General features: G+C 72.2%; 18 protein-coding genes. 9 read left to right on the top strand and 9 right to left on the bottom strand.

What is annotated here, in order from left to right; genetic code table 11:
* The first annotated feature begins 66 nt into the window (after positions 1 to 66).
* Both NYZ98_RS30085 and NYZ98_RS30080 read left to right on the top strand, forming a co-directional pair.
* A complete protein-coding gene (locus NYZ98_RS30085) occupies positions 67 to 888 on the top strand; it encodes an ABC transporter ATP-binding protein (RefSeq protein ID WP_262846951.1) in 822 nt (273 codons plus the stop codon).
* The gene (locus tag NYZ98_RS30080) at positions 885 to 1,652 is read left to right on the top strand and encodes an ABC transporter permease (RefSeq protein WP_262846950.1); all 768 of its coding nucleotides are present in this window, start codon (positions 885 to 887) and stop codon (positions 1,650 to 1,652) included. The genes NYZ98_RS30085 and NYZ98_RS30080 overlap by 4 nt, the downstream gene beginning before the upstream one ends.
* A 12-nt stretch (positions 1,653 to 1,664) precedes the next feature.
* Here the strand turns inward: NYZ98_RS30080 and NYZ98_RS30075 are convergent, their stop codons facing one another.
* The gene (locus NYZ98_RS30075; protein WP_323802299.1) at positions 1,665 to 2,498 is read right to left on the bottom strand and encodes an STAS domain-containing protein; all 834 of its coding nucleotides are present in this window, start codon (positions 2,496 to 2,498) and stop codon (positions 1,665 to 1,667) included.
* A gap of 96 nt (positions 2,499 to 2,594) precedes the next feature.
* On the opposite strand from NYZ98_RS30075, the gene NYZ98_RS30070 reads away from it, so the two are divergent.
* The 4 genes from NYZ98_RS30070 to NYZ98_RS30055 all read left to right on the top strand — a co-directional run bounded on the left by NYZ98_RS30070 (position 2,595) and on the right by NYZ98_RS30055 (position 7,212).
* Positions 2,595 to 3,602: a chemotaxis protein CheB gene (locus NYZ98_RS30070; protein ID WP_262846948.1), complete on the top strand. Its 1,008-nt coding sequence runs from the start codon at positions 2,595 to 2,597 to the stop codon at positions 3,600 to 3,602.
* Between the two features lie 30 nt (positions 3,603 to 3,632).
* On the top strand, positions 3,633 to 5,498 hold the full coding sequence (locus tag NYZ98_RS30065; RefSeq protein ID WP_262846947.1) for a CheR family methyltransferase: 1,866 nt from the start codon (positions 3,633 to 3,635) through the stop codon (positions 5,496 to 5,498).
* Positions 5,499 to 5,603: 105 nt separating this feature from the next.
* Positions 5,604 to 6,725, top strand: a complete 1,122-nt coding sequence (locus tag NYZ98_RS30060) for an MBL fold metallo-hydrolase (RefSeq protein WP_262846946.1) — start codon at positions 5,604 to 5,606, stop codon at positions 6,723 to 6,725.
* A 79-nt stretch (positions 6,726 to 6,804) separates the two neighbouring features.
* Complete coding sequence (locus NYZ98_RS30055; protein ID WP_262846945.1) at positions 6,805 to 7,212, top strand: VOC family protein; 408 nt, start codon at positions 6,805 to 6,807, stop codon at positions 7,210 to 7,212.
* Positions 7,213 to 7,245: 33 nt separating this feature from the next.
* Here the strand turns inward: NYZ98_RS30055 and NYZ98_RS30050 are convergent, their stop codons facing one another.
* The 4 genes from NYZ98_RS30050 to NYZ98_RS30035 all read right to left on the bottom strand — a co-directional run bounded on the left by NYZ98_RS30050 (position 7,246) and on the right by NYZ98_RS30035 (position 12,038).
* Positions 7,246 to 8,085: an NAD-dependent protein deacetylase gene (locus tag NYZ98_RS30050; protein WP_262846944.1), complete on the bottom strand. Its 840-nt coding sequence runs from the start codon at positions 8,083 to 8,085 to the stop codon at positions 7,246 to 7,248.
* 139 nt (positions 8,086 to 8,224) lie between these two features.
* Positions 8,225 to 10,531, bottom strand: coding sequence for a xanthine dehydrogenase family protein molybdopterin-binding subunit (locus tag NYZ98_RS30045; RefSeq protein ID WP_262846943.1), 2,307 nt, complete (start codon positions 10,529 to 10,531; stop codon positions 8,225 to 8,227).
* Positions 10,528 to 11,523, bottom strand: coding sequence for an FAD binding domain-containing protein (locus NYZ98_RS30040; RefSeq protein WP_262846942.1), 996 nt, complete (start codon positions 11,521 to 11,523; stop codon positions 10,528 to 10,530). The genes NYZ98_RS30045 and NYZ98_RS30040 overlap by 4 nt, the downstream gene beginning before the upstream one ends.
* Positions 11,520 to 12,038, bottom strand: a complete 519-nt coding sequence (locus tag NYZ98_RS30035; protein ID WP_262846941.1) for a (2Fe-2S)-binding protein — start codon at positions 12,036 to 12,038, stop codon at positions 11,520 to 11,522. The genes NYZ98_RS30040 and NYZ98_RS30035 overlap by 4 nt, the downstream gene beginning before the upstream one ends.
* Before the next feature lie 134 nt (positions 12,039 to 12,172).
* Here NYZ98_RS30035 and NYZ98_RS30030 point away from each other — a divergent pair, with 134 nt between their 5' ends.
* The 3 genes from NYZ98_RS30030 to NYZ98_RS30020 all read left to right on the top strand — a co-directional run bounded on the left by NYZ98_RS30030 (position 12,173) and on the right by NYZ98_RS30020 (position 14,363).
* Complete coding sequence (locus NYZ98_RS30030) at positions 12,173 to 12,871, top strand: TetR/AcrR family transcriptional regulator (protein WP_262846940.1); 699 nt, start codon at positions 12,173 to 12,175, stop codon at positions 12,869 to 12,871.
* 28 nt (positions 12,872 to 12,899) lie between these two features.
* Positions 12,900 to 13,811 carry a helix-turn-helix transcriptional regulator gene (locus tag NYZ98_RS30025; protein WP_262846939.1) on the top strand — a complete coding sequence of 304 codons (912 nt, stop codon included), beginning with the start codon at positions 12,900 to 12,902 and terminating at the stop codon, positions 13,809 to 13,811.
* 96 nt (positions 13,812 to 13,907) lie between these two features.
* Positions 13,908 to 14,363: an Lrp/AsnC family transcriptional regulator gene (locus tag NYZ98_RS30020; protein ID WP_262846938.1), complete on the top strand. Its 456-nt coding sequence runs from the start codon at positions 13,908 to 13,910 to the stop codon at positions 14,361 to 14,363.
* Between the two features lie 43 nt (positions 14,364 to 14,406).
* On the opposite strand, the gene NYZ98_RS30015 is transcribed toward NYZ98_RS30020, so the two are convergent.
* Genes NYZ98_RS30015 through NYZ98_RS30000 form a run of 4 tightly spaced genes read right to left on the bottom strand, consistent with a single transcriptional unit; the run spans position 14,407 to position 18,501 of the window.
* Positions 14,407 to 15,390, bottom strand: a complete 984-nt coding sequence (locus NYZ98_RS30015; protein ID WP_262846937.1) for an N-acetylglucosamine kinase — start codon at positions 15,388 to 15,390, stop codon at positions 14,407 to 14,409.
* Positions 15,387 to 16,655 carry a 6-phospho-beta-glucosidase gene (locus NYZ98_RS30010; protein ID WP_262846936.1) on the bottom strand — a complete coding sequence of 423 codons (1,269 nt, stop codon included), beginning with the start codon at positions 16,653 to 16,655 and terminating at the stop codon, positions 15,387 to 15,389. The genes NYZ98_RS30015 and NYZ98_RS30010 overlap by 4 nt, the downstream gene beginning before the upstream one ends.
* Positions 16,655 to 17,539, bottom strand: a complete 885-nt coding sequence (locus NYZ98_RS30005) for a carbohydrate ABC transporter permease (RefSeq protein ID WP_262846935.1) — start codon at positions 17,537 to 17,539, stop codon at positions 16,655 to 16,657. The genes NYZ98_RS30010 and NYZ98_RS30005 overlap by 1 nt, the downstream gene beginning before the upstream one ends.
* Positions 17,536 to 18,501 (bottom strand): carbohydrate ABC transporter permease, encoded by a 966-nt coding sequence (locus NYZ98_RS30000; RefSeq protein ID WP_262846934.1) that lies wholly within the window; start codon positions 18,499 to 18,501, stop codon positions 17,536 to 17,538. Before NYZ98_RS30000 ends, NYZ98_RS30005 begins: the two co-directional genes overlap by 4 nt.
* Positions 18,502 to 18,505 lie beyond the last annotated feature (4 nt).

Here is an 18,505-nt window from a genome sequence, read left to right as displayed (position 1 = left end):
TCAGTGCTACTTTCTACCGGTACATAGCACCAACGAGTAGCTAGGCGCACAGGACAGGACGGCATGATGACGACGACGAAACAGCGAGATCAGGCGATCGACGTGCGGGGCCTGACGAAGTCGTACAAGACACTGCGGGTGCTGCGCGGCGTGGACTTCTCCGTGGCGCGGGGCAGCATCTTCGCGCTGCTCGGCTCGAACGGGGCGGGCAAGACCACGGTCGTGAAGATCCTTTCCACGCTGCTCAAGGCCGACGCGGGGACGGCCGAGGTCAACGGCCTGGACGTCGTCACGCGGGCCGCCGAGGTGCGGGAGTCCATCAGCCTCACCGGGCAGTTCGCCGCCGTCGACGAGATCCTCACCGGGCGGGAGAACCTCGTGCTGATCGCCCGGTTACGGCACCTCAAGGACCCGGGCACGATCGCCGACGACCTGCTCGGGCGTTTCTCGCTGACCGGCGCGGCGACGCGGAAGGTGTCGGAGTACTCGGGCGGCATGCGCCGCCGCCTGGACATCGCGATGAGCCTCATCGGGAATCCGCCGCTCATCTTCCTCGACGAGCCGACCACCGGCCTCGACCCCCAAGGGCGCATCGAGGTGTGGCAGGCCGTCAAGGAACTCGCCGGCCAGGGCACGACGGTGCTGCTCACCACGCAGCACCTGGACGAGGCCGAGCACCTCGCCGACCGCATCGCGATCCTGCACCAGGGCCGGATCATCGTGAACGGCACCCTGACCGAGCTCAAGCGGCTGCTCCCGCCGGCCACGGTCGAATACGTCGAGAAGCAGCCGACCCTGGAGGACGTCTTCCTCACCCTGGTCGGCGACGACGGCGAACACCCGGCGGCGACCCCGTCGCCGGCACCGACGAGTGAGGACCCCCGATGAACAAGCACTTCGCCGGCGACACCGCCGTACTGCTGGGACGGTCCCTGCGTCACATCACGCGCAGCGCGGACACCGTCATCACCACCGCGATCATGCCGATCGCCATGTTGCTGCTGTTCGTCTACGTGTTCGGCGGCGCGATCAGGACGGGGTCGGGGTCAGGGTCGTATGTGAACTACCTGCTGCCCGGCATCCTGCTCATCACAGTCGCCTCGGGCGTCGCCTACACCGCGTTGCGCCTCTTCCTGGACATGAAGAACGGCATCTTCGAGCGGTTCCAGTCCATGCCGATCGCGCGGTCGTCGGTGCTGTGGGCGCACGTGCTGACCTCGCTGGTCGCCAACCTGATCTCGCTCGTGCTGGTCGTGCTCGTCGCCCTGCTCATGGGCTTCCGCTCGGGGGCGGGAGTGCTCGGGTGGCTCGCGGTGGCCGGCACCCTGACCCTGTTCACCCTGGCGTTGACGTGGCTCGCCGTCATCCCCGGGCTCACGGCCAAGTCCGTGGACGGCGCGGGCGCGTTCTCCTACCCGCTCATCTTCCTGCCGTTCCTCAGCTCGGCGTTCGTCCCCACCGACACCATGCCCGGCCCGGTGCGCGCCTTCGCCGAACACCAGCCGGTGACCTCCATCGTCAACGCCCTCCGCGACCTGCTCGCCCAGCGGCCGGTCGGCACCGACATCTGGATCGCCCTCGCCTGGTGCGCCGGCCTCCTCATCGTCGCCTACCTGTTCGCCATGACCACCTACCGCCGCAAGATCTCCTGAGCGCAGGGGCCGTCAGGCGTTCGGCCCGGCCGGGGGAGGGCCGGCGGAGACGGCGTCGGCGAACACCACGGCGCGCCGGCGGATCTGCTCGGCCTTGGCCTGGTGGAAGTCGCCGTCGCAGGACGACGTGTCGCCGCGCCGGGTGGCGGAGGCGGACAGGGCGACGTGGAAGTCGGCCAGGCGTTCGTGCACCTCGGCCAGGCTCGCGCAGGTGACCTGGAGCCGGTCCTGTAACGTCCGCAGGCGCCGCTCGGTCTCCTCGCGCAGCCGCGCCGACCGCTCCAGGATCACGCGCCTGTCCTCCCCGCGCGGGGGCCGGCGCGTGGCCTCCTCGCGCGCGGGCTGGGGGTGTGCCACCGCCATGACCTTGGCCGGTGCCGCCGGCGGCTCCCACTCGTCGGCGCGCGGGGCGGCGGCGCGGACGCCGCGAACGGGGGAGGCCGACCCGAGGCGGCGGTGGGCCCGGACGTGCCGGGGGCCGGGCGGCGGGGTGTCCGCCATCCTGGCGGACAGCGCCTTGGCACCGGCCTGGCCGGCGATGATCTGCGGCGGCTCGGCCGAGGACATCGACCAGACGATGCCCAGCACCCGCGCCACGGACGCGGACGTGGCGATGACCAGTCTGCCGTCCCTGGCGGCCAGGAGCGTGTGAGTGCGGGCCATGACGCGCGCGCCGGCGACGTCGCAGAAGCGCATCTCCCCGGCGTTCAGGAGAATGTAGCGGACTCCGCCGTCGATGAGATGGCAGAAGGCCGATTCCAGGCGCCCGCAGTTGGAGGCGTCCACCTCACCTGTCACCGTCACCAGAGCGGTGTCCTCATGGCGATGAACAAGGTGAACGGACATATCCATATGGCCTCGAATCATGCTGAGGGATTTCACTCAGCTCTAATGTTAGGCGCATGAGGCATGAACCGTCGCCGATTGGATATTGGGTTCGACGTGGCTGATCCGCACGCACGCGATCTGGTGGTCGTCGCGGCCTCGGCCGGCGGGGTGGAGGCCCTTCGCGACCTGCTCGCCAGGCTCCCCGCCGACCTGGCGGCGTCGGTCCTGATCGTCCTGCACGTGCCGGCGCGCGGGAGCGGCGCGCTGGCCGGGATCCTCGACCGCGCCGGCCCGCTGGAGGCGGCCGTCGCCACCGACGGTGAGCGGCTGCGGCACGGCCGGGTCTACGTGGCGCCGCCCGACCACCATCTGCTGGTCCAGGCCGAGGCGGTCCGCCTGTCGCGCGGCCCCCGGCACAACGGTCACCGCCCGGCGGCGGACCCGCTGTTCCTCAGCGCGGCCCTGTACGGCGGGCCCCGCACGCTCTCGGTGGTGCTCAGCGGCACCCTCGACGACGGGGCCAGGGGATGCGCCGCGGTGGAGCGCCACGGGGGCCTGGTGGCCGTCCAGGACCCGGAGGAGAGCGCGTTCGACGGCATGCCGCGGGCCGCGATCGCCGCGAGCGTGAGCCCTGAGGTGCTCACGCTCAAACAGATCGCCGAATGGATCGTGCTGCGCGGTCAGGGTCGCACCGGGGAGGCGTCCATGAGAGACCCCGAGGTCGAGCGGGAGGTGTCTCTGTTCCTGAACCAGGGCAGGATCGAGGCGCCCGAGGGGACTCTGAGCGGGTTCAGCTGCCCCGAGTGCGGCGGGCCGATCTACGAGACGCAGACCAGGTCCGACCCGCGCTACGAGTGCCGGGTGGGGCACGGCTGGTCCGCCGAGAGCATGGTGGTCAGCCAGTCCGAGGCGGTGGAGCGCGCCCTGTGGGTGGCCATCCTGCGGCTGGAGGAACGTCTGAGACTGCTGGAGCGCATGATCCGCAAAGCGCGGGAACAGAATCGCAAATACTCCTTCCAGCGGATGGTCGAGGAGGCCGAGCAGACCGGTCAGGCATTGGAGACGATGCGAATGCTTCAGTCGCGCATCAGCCTGGCCGACCCCGGGGTTTTCTTCCCATAGCGGTCGCCGCCGGGCCTAGGGTTGGGCACCGTGACACCCGGCCAGAACCGAGAATTCGAAGATCTTCTCCGTATGCTGAAAGAAACTCGCGGATTCGACTTTTCCGGATATAAGCAGACAACTCTCATGCGTCGTATCAGCAGGCGGCTCGAGGCGCTCAAGCTCACCGACTACGGGGAGTACCGCGACTATCTGGAGCTGGAACCCGAGGAGTTCAACCGGCTGTTCGACAGCCTGCTGATCAACGTGACCGGCTTCTTCCGCGACCCCGTCGCCTGGCAGACCCTCCGCGAGACGGTGGTCCCGGCCCTGCTGGCCGCCAAGGGCGCCGGCGCGGTGGTCCGCGTCTGGAGCGCCGGCTGCGCCACCGGCGAGGAGGCCTACAGCCTGGCGATGGTGCTGGCCGAGGAGCTCGGCGTCGAGAAGTTCCGCCAGCGGGTCAAGATATACGCCACCGACCTGGACGAGAAGGCGTTACAGGTGGCCCGGTCGGCGATCTACAGCGAACGCCACATCGACGACGTCCCGCTGGAGCTCCGGCACACCTACTTCGAGCCGGTGGAACAGGGCTTCGCCTTCCGGCGCGACCTGCGGCGCCAGCTCATCTTCGGCCGCAACGACCTGACGCGCGACGCGCCGATCTCCCGGGTCGACCTGCTGCTCGCCCGCAACACCCTGATGTACTTCAACTCCGAGACCCAGCGCAGCATCGTCCGGCGGTTCCACTTCGCGCTCGCCGACCCCGGCTTCCTGTTCCTCGGCAAGGCCGAGATGCTGCTGAACCACAGTGACAAGTTCGAGCCCGTCGACCTGCGCATGCGCGTGTTCAGGAAGATAGGCGCCTCGCCGATCGGCACGCGGAACCCCTGGGGGCCTGACACGATGGCGCCGCATCGCCAGCCGCACGACATGGCCCTGCAGGCGGCGGCGCTCGCCTCCGGCCCGGTCGCGCAGATCATCATCGACCGCGCGGGAAAGGTCGCGCTGGTGAACTCGCGCGCCGAGATGCTGTTCAACCTCAACCCGCGCGACATCGGCAAGCCCTTCCAGGACCTGGAGGTCTCCTACCGGCCCGCCGAGCTGCGCTCGGTGATCGAGGGGGTGCGCACGGAAATGCGCGCCGCCGACCTCCAGGACGTCACCTGGCATCGGCCGAGCACCAAGGACGCGAGCGTCTACGACATCTCCGTCGTGCCGTTGCTCGACCGGCCCGGCGGCGAGCTCGCGGGCATCGGCATCAACTTCCACGACGTGACGCGCTACCGCAGGCTCCGCGACGAGCTCCAGCAGGCGAACCGCGAGCTGGAGCACGCCTACGAGGAGCTGCAGTCGCTCAACGAGGAGCTGGAGACCACCAACGAGGAACTCCAGTCGACCAACGAGGAGCTGGAGACCACCAACGAGGAACTCCAGTCGACCAACGAGGAGCTGGAGACGATCAACGAGGAGCTCCAGTCCACCAACGACGAGCTCCAGCAGATCAACGACACGCTCAACGCCAGCAGCGAGCAGCTCGGCGAGGCCAACGCGTTCGTCACCTCGCTGGTGCGCAGCCTCGGCGACGCCGTCGCGGTGGTCGACGAGGAGCTGCGCGTCCTGGTGTGGAGCGCGGGCGCGGTGGAGCTGTGGGGGCTGCGCCACGACGAGGCGATCGGCCGCCATCTCACCGCCCTGGACATCGGCCTCCCGGTCACCGCCATGCTGCCGGCGCTGCTGCCCGCCCCGGACGGGGACGGCTCGGGCCCGGTGGCCGGGCGCTCCACCGTGACGGTCGTGAACGCCGTCAACCGGCGCGGCCGGCCCGCGCGCCTGCGCGTCGAGCTGTCCCGGCTGTACGCCGAGGACGACGCGCCCCAGGGCATGATCCTGGTGATGGACCTCCTGCCCGACGAATGAAGCGGCCCCGGCCGGAAGGATCGCGATATATCTATCCGGAACGGGAACACCGGCGGCACCCCGATCGGTTCGGCAGGATGGAACCGACGTGGGGAGTGTGAGCAGATGACGGGAAACCGTGCGCTGAGGCGCGTGCTGACCGGGGGCGTGGCGCTGGCCGCGGCCGGATGGGCGCTGCGCGACGTCCCGGCGGAGCTGGGGGCCCGGCCGCTGCGGTCGGGCGAGGAACGGGTCGCGAGGATGCTCCGGTCGCCCCAGTTCAAGGACGGCGTCTTCTTCAACCCGATGGCCGAGCGCACCGAAGTGCCGGCCGGGCCGCCGCCCGGCCTGGTGCGTGAGCTGGTCACCGGGCGCGACAAGCGGCGTCCCGCGGGCGCCATCCCGCTGCTGTCGCCCGCCCTGGAGGCGCCGCCGCCCGACGGGCTGCGGGTCGTCTGGCTCGGCCACGCCTCGACGCTGGTCGAGATCGAGGGGCGGCGCGTCCTGTTCGACCCGGTGTGGAGCGACCGCATCTCCCCGTCCCAGCGGGTGGGTCCCAAGCGGCTGCACCAGGTACCGGTGGCGATCGGCGCGCTGCCCGCGATCGACGCGATCGTGATCTCCCACGACCACTACGACCACCTCGACCTGGCCACGGTGCGCACGCTGACCCGCACCCAGGAGGCGCCGTTCCTGGTGCCGCTGGGCATCGGGGCCCACCTGGACAAGTGGGGCGTGCCGCCGGAGCGCGTCATCGAGCTCGACTGGGAGGAGGACGCCCAGGTCGCCGGCCTGCGGTTCACCTCGACCGCCGCGCGGCACTTCTCGGGCCGCACCCTGTCCCGCAACGAGACGCTGTGGGGGTCGTGGGCCGTCGCGGGCGAGCGGCGCCGGGTCTTCTACGCCGGGGACTCCGGCTACTTCGACGGGTACGCCCGCATCGGCGCCGACCACGGGCCGTTCGACCTGACGCTGATGCCGATCGGCGCCTACAGCCCGGCCTGGCCCGACATCCACATGAACCCCGAGGAGGCGATCCAGGCCCACATCGACCTCGGCGGCGAGCTGATGCTGCCGGTGCACTGGGCGACCTTCTCCCTGTCGCTGCACCCCTGGGCCGAGCCGGTCGACCGGCTGTGGCGCGAGGCCAAGGCGCGCGACGCGCGCATCGTCGTCCCGCGCCCCGGCGAGCACGTCGACGTCGCCGAGTCGCCCGCGGTCGACCCCTGGTGGAAGACCCTGGCCTGACGGCCGGAGAATCATCGGGTGCCGCACCGGGCCGGCGACCCCGCCGGCCCGGCCCTGAGGGAAGGACCGGAGATCCGTCATGAACTGGACCCTGGAAGTGGTGGTCGTCCCCGTCTCGGACGTGGACAGGGCCAAGGACTTCTACGCCGGCCGGCTCGGCTTCGCCGTCGACCACGACACCCGCGTGGGCGAGGGGATGCGGATCGTCCAGCTCACCCCTCCCGGGTCGGGCTGCTCGATCGTCATCGGCGAGGGCGTCGTCCCCGACCTGCCGCCGGGCTCGTACAAGGGCCTGCAGCTCGTGGTGCCGGACCTGCGCCGGGCGCGCGCCGAGCTCGTCGAGCGGGGCGTCGACGTCAGCGAGATCCAGGTCCTCGGGGAGAACCCCTCGCCGGTGGCCGACCCCCTGGACAACGTCGGGTTCCTCTTCTTCGCCGACCCGGACGGCAACGGCTGGGCCGTCCAGCAGATCTCCGCCCGGGGCTGACCCCGGCGCCCCCGGCCCGGGTCCGCCCGGAGGCTAGCGTGCGGCGGGCGCGGAGGTGAGGTGGGCAAGGTCCGGCAGCACCGCGCCGAGCGGGCCGTCCACGGTGAGGGCCGCGTAGGCGTCGCCGCGCGTGGCGCCCTGGTTGACGATCGCCACCGGGATGCCGAGCTTGGCCGCCCGCAGCACGAACCGGCGGCCCGACATCACCGTCAGGGACGAGCCGAGGACCAGCAGCGCCCGCGCGCCCTCCACCAGGGCGAAGCACTCCCGCACCCGGTCCGCCGGCACGGTCTCCCCGAAGAAGACGACGTCGGGCTTCAGCATCCCGCCGTCGCAGGACCCGCAGCCGACCGTCTGGAACCCCGCGACCTCCTCCTCCGGCAGCTCGACGTCGCCGTCGGGGTTGATCGTGGTGACCCTGGCGTCGAAACGCGGGTTGGCCAGCCGCAGGCGGCGGTCCAGCTCCGCCCTCGGGGTCGGGTCGCCGCAGTCCAGGCAGACCACCTGGTTCAGGTTGCCGTGCAGCTCGACGACCGTGCGGGCGCCGCCCGCCTGGTGCAGGCCGTCGACGTTCTGGGTGACGAGGCCGGACAGCAGGCCCTGCCGCTGCAGGCGGGCCACCGCGCGGTGGCCCGCGTTCGGCCGCGCCCTGGCCACGGCCCGCCACCCGACGTGGCTCCTGGCCCAGTAGCGGCGCCGGGCCGCCGGGTCGCCGACGAACGCCTGGTAGGTCATCGGGGTGTGCCGGACCAGGGCCCCGCTGGGCCCCCGGTAGTCGGGGATCCCCGACTCGGTGGAGATCCCCGCCCCGCTCAGCACCACGACGCCGCCCTCGGCGACCAGCCCCGCCAGCCTGTCCGTACCCTCGATCACCCTTCCATGCTGCCTCACCGCGCCGGATGCCCGCGCCCGGGGCCGGTCACAGGCGTTCGCCTGGGATGAAGGGCAGGTCACAGGAGTTCGTCCAGGGTGATGGGCAGGTCACAGGAGTTTGTCCAGGGTGATGGGCAGGTCACAGGAGTTTGTCGAGGGTGATGGGCAGGTCGCGGACCCGCCGGCCCGTCGCGTGGTGGACGGCGTTGGCGACGGCCGCGGCGGCGCCGGTGATGCCCACCTCGCCGATCCCGACCAGCCCCAGCGGCATCGTCGGGTCGGGTTCGTCCAGGTAGCACACGTCGATCGGCGGGATGTCGGCGTGCACCGGGACGTGGTACTCGGCCAGGCTGGGGTTCATGATCCGCCCGTTGCGCGGGTCGACGAGCGTCTCCTCCGACAGCGCCATGCCGATCCCCATCACGATGCCGCCGCGCAGCTGGCTGGCCGCCGTCTTGGCGTTGATCACCCTGCCGACGTCGAAGGCCCCGACCCAGCGGGACACCCGTACCTCACCGGTGTCCTGGTCGACCCGCACCTCGCAGAACTGCGCACCGCACGCGGCCTTCATCCAGCGCCGCCGGTCCATGAGGAACTTCGACATGAACCGCACCTGCCCGGCCACCGTCCCTGCCCGGGTGTCGGAGCCGACCGCGGCTTCGGCGAACGGGCGGCCCGCCCGGGTCAGGATCGCCGCGTAGCTCTCGCCGGACCCGGGGTGCCCGGCCCGGTGCAGCCCGCCGTCCCGTGCCTCCACCTCGCCGGGCCGCGCCCCGCGCAGCGGCGACCCGGCCGACCGCCTGGCCAGCGCGAGCAGGGAGCGCCGCAGCTTCTCGCACGCCTTGGTCAGGCTCGCCGCCACGCTCGCGGTCTGCGCCGACCCGCCGGCCCCCGGGCCGGTGGGCAGGTCGGAGTCGCCGTACTCCACCCGGACCGCCTCGAACGGCACCCCGAGCGCGTCGGCGGCGATCTGCCCCTGCGCGGTCGCGCCGCCCATGCCCATCTCGTGGAAGCCGCAGCGCACCAGCACGGTGCCGTCGGCCGACATGCGCACGGTGACGTTGGCGGCCATCTCCCACGAGGGGTGGTACGCCGACGCGACGCCCATGCCGACCAGCCACCTGCCGTCCCGCATCGACCCCGGAGGCGCGGTGCGGTCCGCCCACCCGAACCGCTCGGCGCCGAGCGCGTACGCCTCGCGCAGCATCCGGTGGGAGAACCGTTTGCCGTCGATCGGGTTGCGCTCCGGCTCGTTCCGCATCCGCAGCTCGATCGGGTCCATCCCGAGCTCGCACGCCAGCTCGTCGACCGCCGCCTCCAGGGCGAAGGTCCCGATGGACTCCCCTGGCGCCCGCATGACGGTGTTCGACAGCATGTCCAGTTCGACGATCCGCTGCTGGACCAGGATGGCCGCCGCGTCATACAGGTGGCGCGACTGGGAGGTCACCTGCTCGGGGCTTCCGCCGACCCGCCCGACCTGCGTCACGCTGGTGTGGATCAGGGCGGTGAGCCGGCCGTCGGCGCCGGCGCCGAGCGCGACCCGCTGGGCGGAGGGCGTGCGCCCGCCGACGGTGCGGTAGACCCCCTCGCGGGTGAGCGTCATCCGCACGGCCCGGCCGGTCACCCGCGCGGCCAGCACCGTGAGCACCGTGCCGGCCCAGACCATCGTCTTGCCGCCGAACGCCCCGCCGACGAACGGGGCGATCACCCGCACGCCCTCCGCCGGGACGCCGAACCGCTGGGCGAGCGCGGTGCGCAGCCAGCCGATGTTCTGGGTGCCGTCGTGGACGGTGAGCCGGTCGCCGTCCCATGCGGCCGTGGTCGCGTGCGGCTCCATCGCGTTGTGGTGGTGCGGGGGAGTGGTGTACCGCAGGTCCACCGACACCGGCGCCGCCGCGAGGGCGGCCTCCGCGTCGCCCTTGTGGCCCTCGCCCTGCTGCAGGGGGTTGCTCTTCTGCGGGGTGGCGTTCCCCTGCTCGCCGGCGAAGTCGACGGTGGCGGGCGACTCCTGGTAGGTGACCCGGACCAGGCCGGCGGCCTGCGCGGCGGCCTCCTGGGTCTCGGCGACGACGACCGCCACCGGCTGGCCACTCCAGTGCACCTCGTCGGTGTTGAGGTAGTTGACCTTGCTGCCGGAGGCGAGCGAGCTGAGGTTCAGCACGCTCACCGGGGGCGGCGGCTTCATCGGCGGCGCGTTCGTGTGTGTGATCACCGCGAGCACGCCAGGGACGGCGAGGGCCTCCTCGGCGCCGATGCCGGTGATCCGGCCCCGGGTGATCGTCGCGTGCACGAGCGCGGCGTAGGCGATGTCGGGGTAGGGGTACTCGGCCGAGAAGCGGGCCGTGCCGGTGGTCTTGGCCGGGCCGTCGACCCGGTCGATCGGCCGCCCGACGCTGCGGCCGGTCCTCTCCCGCGCCGGTCTGTCGCGTACCGGGGTCTCGGTCATGCCGCGCCTCCCTCGGTGAGCACCTGGCGCAGCGTCGCCACGATCGTGCGCCGCGCCAGCTCGATCTTGAAGCCGTTCTGGGACCGGGCGACCGCCGGCGCGAGCTCGGCCTCGGCCGCCCGCAGGAAGGACTCCTCGGTGGCCGGGGCGCCGAGCAGCGCCCGCTCGGCCTCGTGCGCCCGCCACGGCCTGGCCGCGACGCCGCCGAGGGCCAGCCGCACGCCGGTCACCACGCCCTCGCCGGTCTCCAGCGCGGCGGCGACCGACACCAGCGCGAACGCGTACGACGCGCGGTCGCGCACCTTGCGGTAGCGCGAGGTCGCCGCCAGGGCCGAGGCCGGCAGCTCGACCGCCGTGATCAGCTCGTCGGCGGCCAGCACGGTCTCCAGGTGGGGCGTGTCGCCGGGCAGCCGGTGGAAGGCGGTCAGCGGGACGCGGCGGGTGCCGCGCACGCTCTCGATCTCGATCTCGGCGTCGAGCGCGGCCAGCGCGACGCACATGTCCGAGGGGTGGGTCGCGATGCACCTGTCGCTCGCGCCGAGGATGGCGTGGTTGCGGGTGAACCCGCCGATCGCGTCGCATCCCGCGCCGGGCTCGCGCCTGCCGCAGTCGGCGGCGCCGTCGTAGAAGTAGACGCAGCGCGTGCGCTGCATGAGGTTCCCGCCGACCGTCGCCATGTTCCGCAGCTGCGCCGAGGCCCCGGTCAGGATCGCCTGGGACAGCACGGGGTAGCGGGCGCGGATCAGCGGGTGCGCGGCCAGGTGGCTGTTGCGCACCAGGGCGCCGATCCTGACCCCGCCGCCCGGCAGCTCCTCGACGCCGTCCAGGGGGAGCCGGGTGATGTCGATGACCGTGCCGGGCCGCTCGATGTCCTCGCGCATCAGGTCGACGAGGTTGGTGCCGCCGCCGAGGAACCTGGCGCCGGGCTCGGCGGAGATCGCGCGGACGGCGCCGGCCACGTCGGTGGCGCTCACGTAGGCGAAGGGCCTCATCGCGCGGCCTCCGTCGCGGCGACCTCCTGGATGGCGCCGACGATGCCGTTGTAGGCGCCGCAGCGGCACAGGTTGCCGCTCATCCGTTCCCTGATCTCGGCGTCCGACAGCGGGACGCCGGTCGCGGCGAGGTGCCCGGTGACCGCGCTCGGGGCGCCGGCGCGGTGCTCGGCCAGCATCCCGATCGCCGAGCAGATCTGCCCCGAGGTGCAGTACCCGCACTGGAAGCCGTCGTGGCCGACGAACGCGGTCTGCAGCGGGTGGGGGCGGTCCCCGGCCGAGATCCCCTCGATGGTGGTGATCTCGCGGCCGGAGTACTGCACGGCCAGCGCCAGGCAGGAGTTGACGCGCTCGCCGTCGGCGAGCACCGTGCACGCGCCGCACGCGCCCTGGTCGCAGCCCTTCTTGGTGCCGGTCAGGCCCAGGTGCTCGCGCAGCGCGTCGAGCAGGCTGACCCGCGGATCCAGGTCGAGGGACCGGGCGGTCCCGTTCACGCGCATTCGTACCTCGGCCATGTGGTCCTCCTCGTGTCGCGTGCTCGTCCAGGGGGGTGCCTCAAGGTACTCGTCCAGGCGGCGACGCTAACAGAACGTCGTCACCTTAACAAGAGTACGGTGTTCTCTTAAACTCGCCGTATGCTGTCGTGGCGATGACAGAGAAGGCGTTCGTCCGGGCCAGACGGCCCGAGCACAAGCGGCAGCGCCGCGAGGCGCTCCTGGCGGCGGCGCGCGAGCTCGCCGTCACCTCCGGGGTGCGCAACGTCAGCCTCGGCGGCGTCGCGGCGGCCGTGGGCCTGGCGAAGTCCAACGTCGCGCGCTACTTCGGCACCCGCGAGGAGATCTACCTGGAGATCGCCACCGAGGAGTGGCGCGACTGGGAGGCCGCGGTGACCGAGCGCCTGCGGGACGCCGCCGGGCCACGGGACGTCGTCGCCGCCCTGGCCGAGACGCTCGCCGAGCGCCCGCTGCTGTGCGACATGCTCGGCCAGATGTCCACCAGCCTGGAGCACAACGTCTCGGTCGGGTCGGCCCGGGTCTTCAAGCGGGCCGTCCTCGGCGTCGTCGCCCGGCTCGGCGCGCGGGTGGCCGAGGCGCACCCCGGCCTGACCGAGGCCGAGGGCGTCGAACTGGTGGCGGCGGGCAGCGTCTTCGCCGGCGCCCTCTACCCGGTGTCCAACCCGCCCGCCGCCCTGGCCGAGCTGTACCGCCAGGATCCGGACATCGCCGCGGCGTGCCCGCCGTTCCTGCCGACCCTCACCCGCACCCTGGCGGCCTTCGCGGCCGGGCTGCCGCTCATGCGCGAGGGCGGGTACGGGGGTCCCAGCCTGGGTGCGACTCACCCCCTTTAATGCCTCTCACCTGGTTTAACGTGGAGAGATGGACAGTGAACGGCTTCTCGGAGACTTCCTTCGGGCCCGCCGCGAGACCACGAGCCTCGAGGACGCCGGCCTGACCCGCATCGGCCACCGCCGCACGCCCGGGCTGCGCCGCGAGGAGGTGGCGATGCTGGCGGGGGTCAGCACCGACTACTACATCCGGCTGGAGCAGGGCCGCGAGCGCCGCCCCTCCGAACAGGTGCTCGGCGCCCTGGCCCGGGTGCTGGACATGGACGAGGACGCCACCGAGCACCTCCACGAGCTCGCCTACCCGTGGGCGCGGCGGCGGGGCCCGATCACCCGCACCGAGCAGGTGATCCCGAGCCTGCGGCGCCTGCTGGGCAAATGGGACCACACCCCGGCGTTCGTCCTCGGCCGGTGGATGGACATGCTGGCCGTCAACCCGCTGGCGGAGGCGCTGTACGCGGGCCTGGAGCACAACGACAACCTGATCCGGATGGTCTTCCTGAACCCCGAGTCGAAGCGGTTCTACCGCGACTGGGAGCAGGTCGCCTACGTCAAGGCCGCCCATCTGCGCGCCGTCGCCGGGACCGACCCCGACGACCCCTTCCTGCCCGAACTGGTCGAGGAGCTGTCGGCCGGCAGCGAGGAGTTCCGCCGCCTGTGGGCGCGCCACGACGTCCGGCCCAAGAGGAGCGAGGTCAAGCGCTTCCACCACCGCGAGGTCGGCGACCTGACGCTGAGTTACGAGGCGTTCACGGTCAACAGCACGCCCGGCCAGCACCTGGTCCTGCTCCAGGCCGACCCGGGCACCCCCTCCGAGCAGGCACTGATCCTGCTCGCCGCCCTGAACGGCGCGCCCGGCGGCCCGGCCCGGCTGCCGTCCTCGGGACCCGTACTCGGCGCCTCCCTGGGCGTCCCCGCGCCCACCCACTGGCGCACGCGCTGGTGACCCGCCAGGCGCCCGCGCACGCCGGGGCGCCTGTTGGGACCATGCCGTGACCACTTGGGTGACGAAACGGGCTCGCAGGGCGCTACCGTTTGCGGAGTGGAGGAGATCGATCGCCAAATCGTGACGCTGCTGGCCGCGGACGGGCGGATGAGCTTCACCGACCTCGCCAAGGAGACCGGCCTGTCGGTGTCGGCCGTCCACCAGCGGGTGCGCAGGCTGGAGAAGCGCGGGGTCATCAAGAGCTACGCGGCGCTGGTCGACCACGACGCGATCGGCCTCCCGCTCACCGCCTTCGTGTCGATCAAGCCCATCGACCCCTCGGCCCCCGACGACGCGCCCGAGAAGCTCGAACACCTGACGGCCGTGGAGGCCTGCCACAGCGTCGCGGGCGAGGAGAGCTACATCCTCAAGGTGCGGGTGCGGTCCCCGATCGCCCTGGAACACCTTCTTCAGCAGATCCGCGCCTCGGCGAACGTGTCGACCCGCACCACCATCGTCCTGAGCACCCCCTACGAGCACCGCACCCCCGACCTCACGGCCGGCACCCCCTAGCGGCTCCCGCCCCTCGGTGGCCCCGGCCGTACCGGCCGGCGGGTCAGGCCGGGGTGGAGATGGTCGGGGCGAAGGCCCCGCGAAGACGCGCTGCGGCGTCCGGAGCGGCCCCCAGATGGTCCAGGCCGAGCAGGGCGGCGCCCACGATGGGCGGGACGTCGGCGACCACCAGCGTGGCCTGGGGCGCCTGCGCGGCGTACCTCTCCTGGACCAGCCCCGTGAGCAGCGGGTCGCGCGCGGTGAGCACGCCGCCGCCCAGCACGACCTCGCAGGGCCCCGAGAGCAGGCCGAGCCGGCGCATCGCGACCACTCCCATGACCGCGACCTCGTCGGCCTGGCGTTCCATCAGCGCGCGGGCGATCGCGTCCCCCTCGGCCGCCGCCGCGAACAGCGCCGGCACCAGGCCGTGGAGCCGGTCGGAGGGCAGCTCGCCGAAGTGCAGCCCGAGCACGACGTCCTCGGCCAGCCGCGTCCCGAAGAAACCGCGCACCGCCTCCAGCAGGAGCGTTCCCGGCCCCCGGCCGTCCTCGGCGCGCACGGCGTGCCAGAGCACCTCCTCGCCCAGGCCGAGCCCGCCGCCCCAGTCACCGCTGATCTTGCCGAGGGCCGGGTACCTGGCCACCTCGCCGGACGGCGCGACCCCGACCGCGTTGATCCCGGCGCCGCAGACCACCGCGACGCCCCACGGCTCCGACGCCCCCGCGCGCAGCAGCGCGAAGGTGTCGTTGGCCACCACGACCTCGCCCCCGTACCCCCGCGAGAGGATCTCCTCGCGCAGCAGCTCCTCCTCGACGGGCAGGTCGGCGCCGGCCACGTAGGCCGCGACGCGGTCGGCGTACGGCGGGCGCGCCCCCGGGCCGAGCGCGCGCAGCACCGCCTCGCCGATCACGTCGATCGCCGCCGGCACGCCCGCGCTCTGCGGGACGAACCCCGCGCCCCGGCCCCGGGCGAGCACGGTCCCGTCCTCGGCGACGATCGCCACGTCGGTCTTGCTGTTGCCCCCGTCGACCGCGAGCACCGTCCTCACGCGGACACCGCCCCGGCCCAGGGCAGGAACCCCCGGTTGGCCTCGACCAGGCGCCCGGCCAGGTCGGCCGACAGCCTCGCCTGCCCGATCAGCGGGTGCGCCAGCAGCGCGTCGGCGACCCGGTCCACGCCGCCGCGCAGCGCCGCCTCCAGGGCCAGCGACTCGTAGGCGGTGACGTGCGCGATCAGCCCGGCGTACAGCGGCTCCACCGGGTCCACGGGCAGGGCCACCGCCCCTCCGGCCCCGATGCGCGCGGGCACCTCGATCACCGCGTCGTCGGCCAGGAACGGCAGCGTGCCGTCGTTGCGCAGGTTGACCACCTGCGTGTCGCCCCGGTCCCCGGCCAGGGACGCGATCAGCGCCACCGCCGACTCGGAGTAGAAGGCGCCGCCGCGCTTCTCCAGCAGCGCGGGCTTGGTGTCCACGGCCGGGTCGGCGTACATCGCGAGCAGCGACTCCTCCATCGCGGCGACCTCGGCGGCCCGCGACGGCTTGGACCGCTGCTCGGCCACCACGGCGTCGTGCTCGTAGAAGTAGCGCAGATAGTACGACGGCACGACGCCGAGCCTGCGGATCAGCGCCGGCGGCAGGCCGACCTCGTCGGCGATCTTCTCGCCGTGCTCGGCCAGCAGGCCGGGCAGCACGTCGACGCCGTCCAAATGGACCGACCGCTCCCAGGTCAGGTGGTTGAGCCCGACGTGGCCGAGCGAGATCCGGTCCGGGGTGACCCCGAGGTTCGCCGCGAAGCGCCGCTGGAAGCCGATCGCCACGTTGCACAGGCCGATCGCGCGGTGCCCCGCCTGGAGCAGCGCCCGGGTGACGATGCCGACCGGGTTGGTGAAGTCGATGATCCAGGCCTCCGGTGCGACCCTGGCCACCCGTTCGGCGATGTCCAGCACGATCGGCACCGTGCGCAGCGCCTTGGCCAGGCCGCCCGCCCCGGTGGTCTCCTGCCCGACGCACCCGCATTCCAGGGGCAGCGTCTCGTCGACGTTGCGCGCCGCCTGGCCCCCGACCCGCAGTTGCAGCAGGACGGCCTGCGCTCCCGCGGCCCCGTCCTCGATGGTGGTGGCCGTGCTCACCTTGGCCGGGTGACCGGCCCGCAGGAGCATCCGCGACGCCATCGCCGACACCAGGGACAGGCGCCGCTCGTCGGGATCGATGAGCACGATCTCCGACAGCGGCAGCTCGTCCCGCAGGCGGGCGAATCCGTCGACCAGCTCCGGCGTGTAGGTGGAGCCGCCCCCGACAACGGCCAGTTTCATCACTTGACTCCCGTCAGCTTTACGCCCTCGATGAATGCCTTCTGGGCGAAGAAGAAAACGACGATCACCGGTGCCATGGCGAGCAGGGTCGCCGCCATGGTCAGGTTCCACTGGACGCGGTGCACGGCCCTGAAGGACGCCAGGCCGAGCGACAGGGTCCAGTTGGACATGTCCGTCCCCGCGTACAGCAGGGGCCCGTAGTAGTCGTTCCAGCAGTAGAAGAACTGGAACAGCGCCACCGCCGCGATCGCCGGCCGCGCCATCGGCAGGATCACCCGCATCAGCGTCCTGAACTCCCCGCAGCCGTCCACGCGGGCGGCGTCGGAGTACTCCTTGGGGATCGTCACCAGGAACTGCCGCAGCAGGAAGATGGAGAACGCGTCGCCGAGCAGCATGGGCAGGATCAGCGGCCACAGCGTGCCGGTGAGGTGGAACCGCGCCCAGATGAGGTAGATCGGCACGGCGACGACCTGCGGCGGCAGCATCATGGTGGTGATGACCAGCAGCAGCGCCAGCTTGCGCCCGCGGAAGCGGAACCGGGCCAGCGCGTAGGCCACCGGGATCGACGACACCAGCATGAACAGGGTGGCCAGGACCGAGTACAGCAGGGTGTTGGCGATCCAGGTGAGCAGCGGCGCCTTGCGGAAGATGTCCGCGAAGTTGTCCCACTCCCACTGCTGGGGCCACAGCTGCGAGGTCAGCGCCTGGTGGTCGGACATCAGGGCGGTGAGCCCGATGAAGACCAGCGGGCCGAGGAACATGATCGACAGGGCGATGGCGATCGCGTGGGTGGCGATCCACTGCAGCGCGGTACGCCGCCGGTGGTCGCGGGGCCGGCGCCCGGCCGGGCGCGCCGTGCGCGCCGGCGTGACGGTCAGGGTCATACCGCCTCCTCGTCGAGGCCGCGGAACTGGCGCAGCAGGACCAGCGTGAAGATCATCGACACCGCGAACAGCAGCAGCGCGAGCACGCAGGCGTACCCCATGGCGAAGTCGCGGAATCCCTGCTGGAAGAGCAGTTCGGGGAAGGTGAGGGTGGACTGGTCGGGGTAGCCGGGGGTGAAGACCGAGCCGGCGGAGTCGGTGGACCCCGACGCGACCCGCGCGGCCACCATCGCCTGCGTGAAGTACTGGAGTGTCTGGATGACCCCGGTGACGGCGGCGAACGTCAGCACGGGCCTGATCACCGGCAGGGTCACGTGGTAGAACTGCTGCCACGCGCCCGCCCCGTCCAGGGACGCGGCCTCGTAGAGCTGCTTGGGCACGTCCAGCAGCGCCGCCAGGAAGATGACCATGAGGTCACCGACCGACCAGAGCGCCAGCAGGGTGAGCCCCGGCTTGGACCAGGAGGGGTCACCGAACCAGTCGGGCGAGGGCAGCCCGAGCGCCGACAGGATCGTCGGGACCGGCCCGGTGCCGGGGTTGAGCAGGTACACGAACCCCAGCGTCCCGGCCACCAGCGGCACCAGCGACGGCAGGTAGAAGATCGTCCGGAAGAACCCGACGCCCGCCTTGAGCTTGGTGACCAGCTGCGCGACGCCGAGCGCGAACAGCAGCCGCAGCGGCACCATCACCACGACCAGCCACAGCGTGTTCCTGATGGACGTCCAGGCCGCGCCGTCCTGGAAGAAGTACTTGTAGTTCAGCAGCCCGACCGGTTCGAGGGTGAACAGGTCGTACCGCTGGAAGGAGAAGTAGACGGTGGCGATGAGCGGGTAGACGAAGAAGACCGTGAACCCGACCAGCCAGGGGGACAGGTAGAGCAGCGCCGTGAGGTTCACGCGGTGCCGGCCCTTGAGCCTGGCCGGCACCGCCTCCCCCCGGCGCCCGAGCGTCGTCGTGGCCATGCGA

It is taken from the genome of Sphaerisporangium corydalis (genome assembly GCF_025506355.1).
Taxonomy (GTDB): domain Bacteria; phylum Actinomycetota; class Actinomycetes; order Streptosporangiales; family Streptosporangiaceae; genus Sphaerisporangium; species Sphaerisporangium corydalis.
This window is presented reverse-complemented; position numbering and strand designations above follow the sequence as displayed.

Coding starts and splice junctions, on each gene's coding strand:
- NYZ98_RS30040 (WP_262846942.1), bottom strand. CDS start 11,523: ATGAGGCCCTTCGCCTACGTGAGCGCCACCGACGTGGCCGGCGCCGTC.
- NYZ98_RS30085 (WP_262846951.1), top strand. CDS start 67: ATGACGACGACGAAACAGCGAGATCAGGCGATCGACGTGCGGGGCCTG.
- NYZ98_RS30005 (WP_262846935.1), bottom strand. CDS start 17,539: ATGACCCTGACCGTCACGCCGGCGCGCACGGCGCGCCCGGCCGGGCGC.
- NYZ98_RS30010 (WP_262846936.1), bottom strand. CDS start 16,655: ATGAAACTGGCCGTTGTCGGGGGCGGCTCCACCTACACGCCGGAGCTG.
- NYZ98_RS30060 (WP_262846946.1), top strand. CDS start 5,604: ATGACGGGAAACCGTGCGCTGAGGCGCGTGCTGACCGGGGGCGTGGCG.
- NYZ98_RS30045 (WP_262846943.1), bottom strand. CDS start 10,531: ATGACCGAGACCCCGGTACGCGACAGACCGGCGCGGGAGAGGACCGGC.
- NYZ98_RS30030 (WP_262846940.1), top strand. CDS start 12,173: ATGACAGAGAAGGCGTTCGTCCGGGCCAGACGGCCCGAGCACAAGCGG.
- NYZ98_RS30055 (WP_262846945.1), top strand. CDS start 6,805: ATGAACTGGACCCTGGAAGTGGTGGTCGTCCCCGTCTCGGACGTGGAC.
- NYZ98_RS30035 (WP_262846941.1), bottom strand. CDS start 12,038: ATGGCCGAGGTACGAATGCGCGTGAACGGGACCGCCCGGTCCCTCGAC.
- NYZ98_RS30025 (WP_262846939.1), top strand. CDS start 12,900: ATGGACAGTGAACGGCTTCTCGGAGACTTCCTTCGGGCCCGCCGCGAG.
- NYZ98_RS30000 (WP_262846934.1), bottom strand. CDS start 18,501: ATGGCCACGACGACGCTCGGGCGCCGGGGGGAGGCGGTGCCGGCCAGG.
- NYZ98_RS30080 (WP_262846950.1), top strand. CDS start 885: ATGAACAAGCACTTCGCCGGCGACACCGCCGTACTGCTGGGACGGTCC.
- NYZ98_RS30075 (WP_323802299.1), bottom strand. CDS start 2,498: ATGTCCGTTCACCTTGTTCATCGCCATGAGGACACCGCTCTGGTGACG.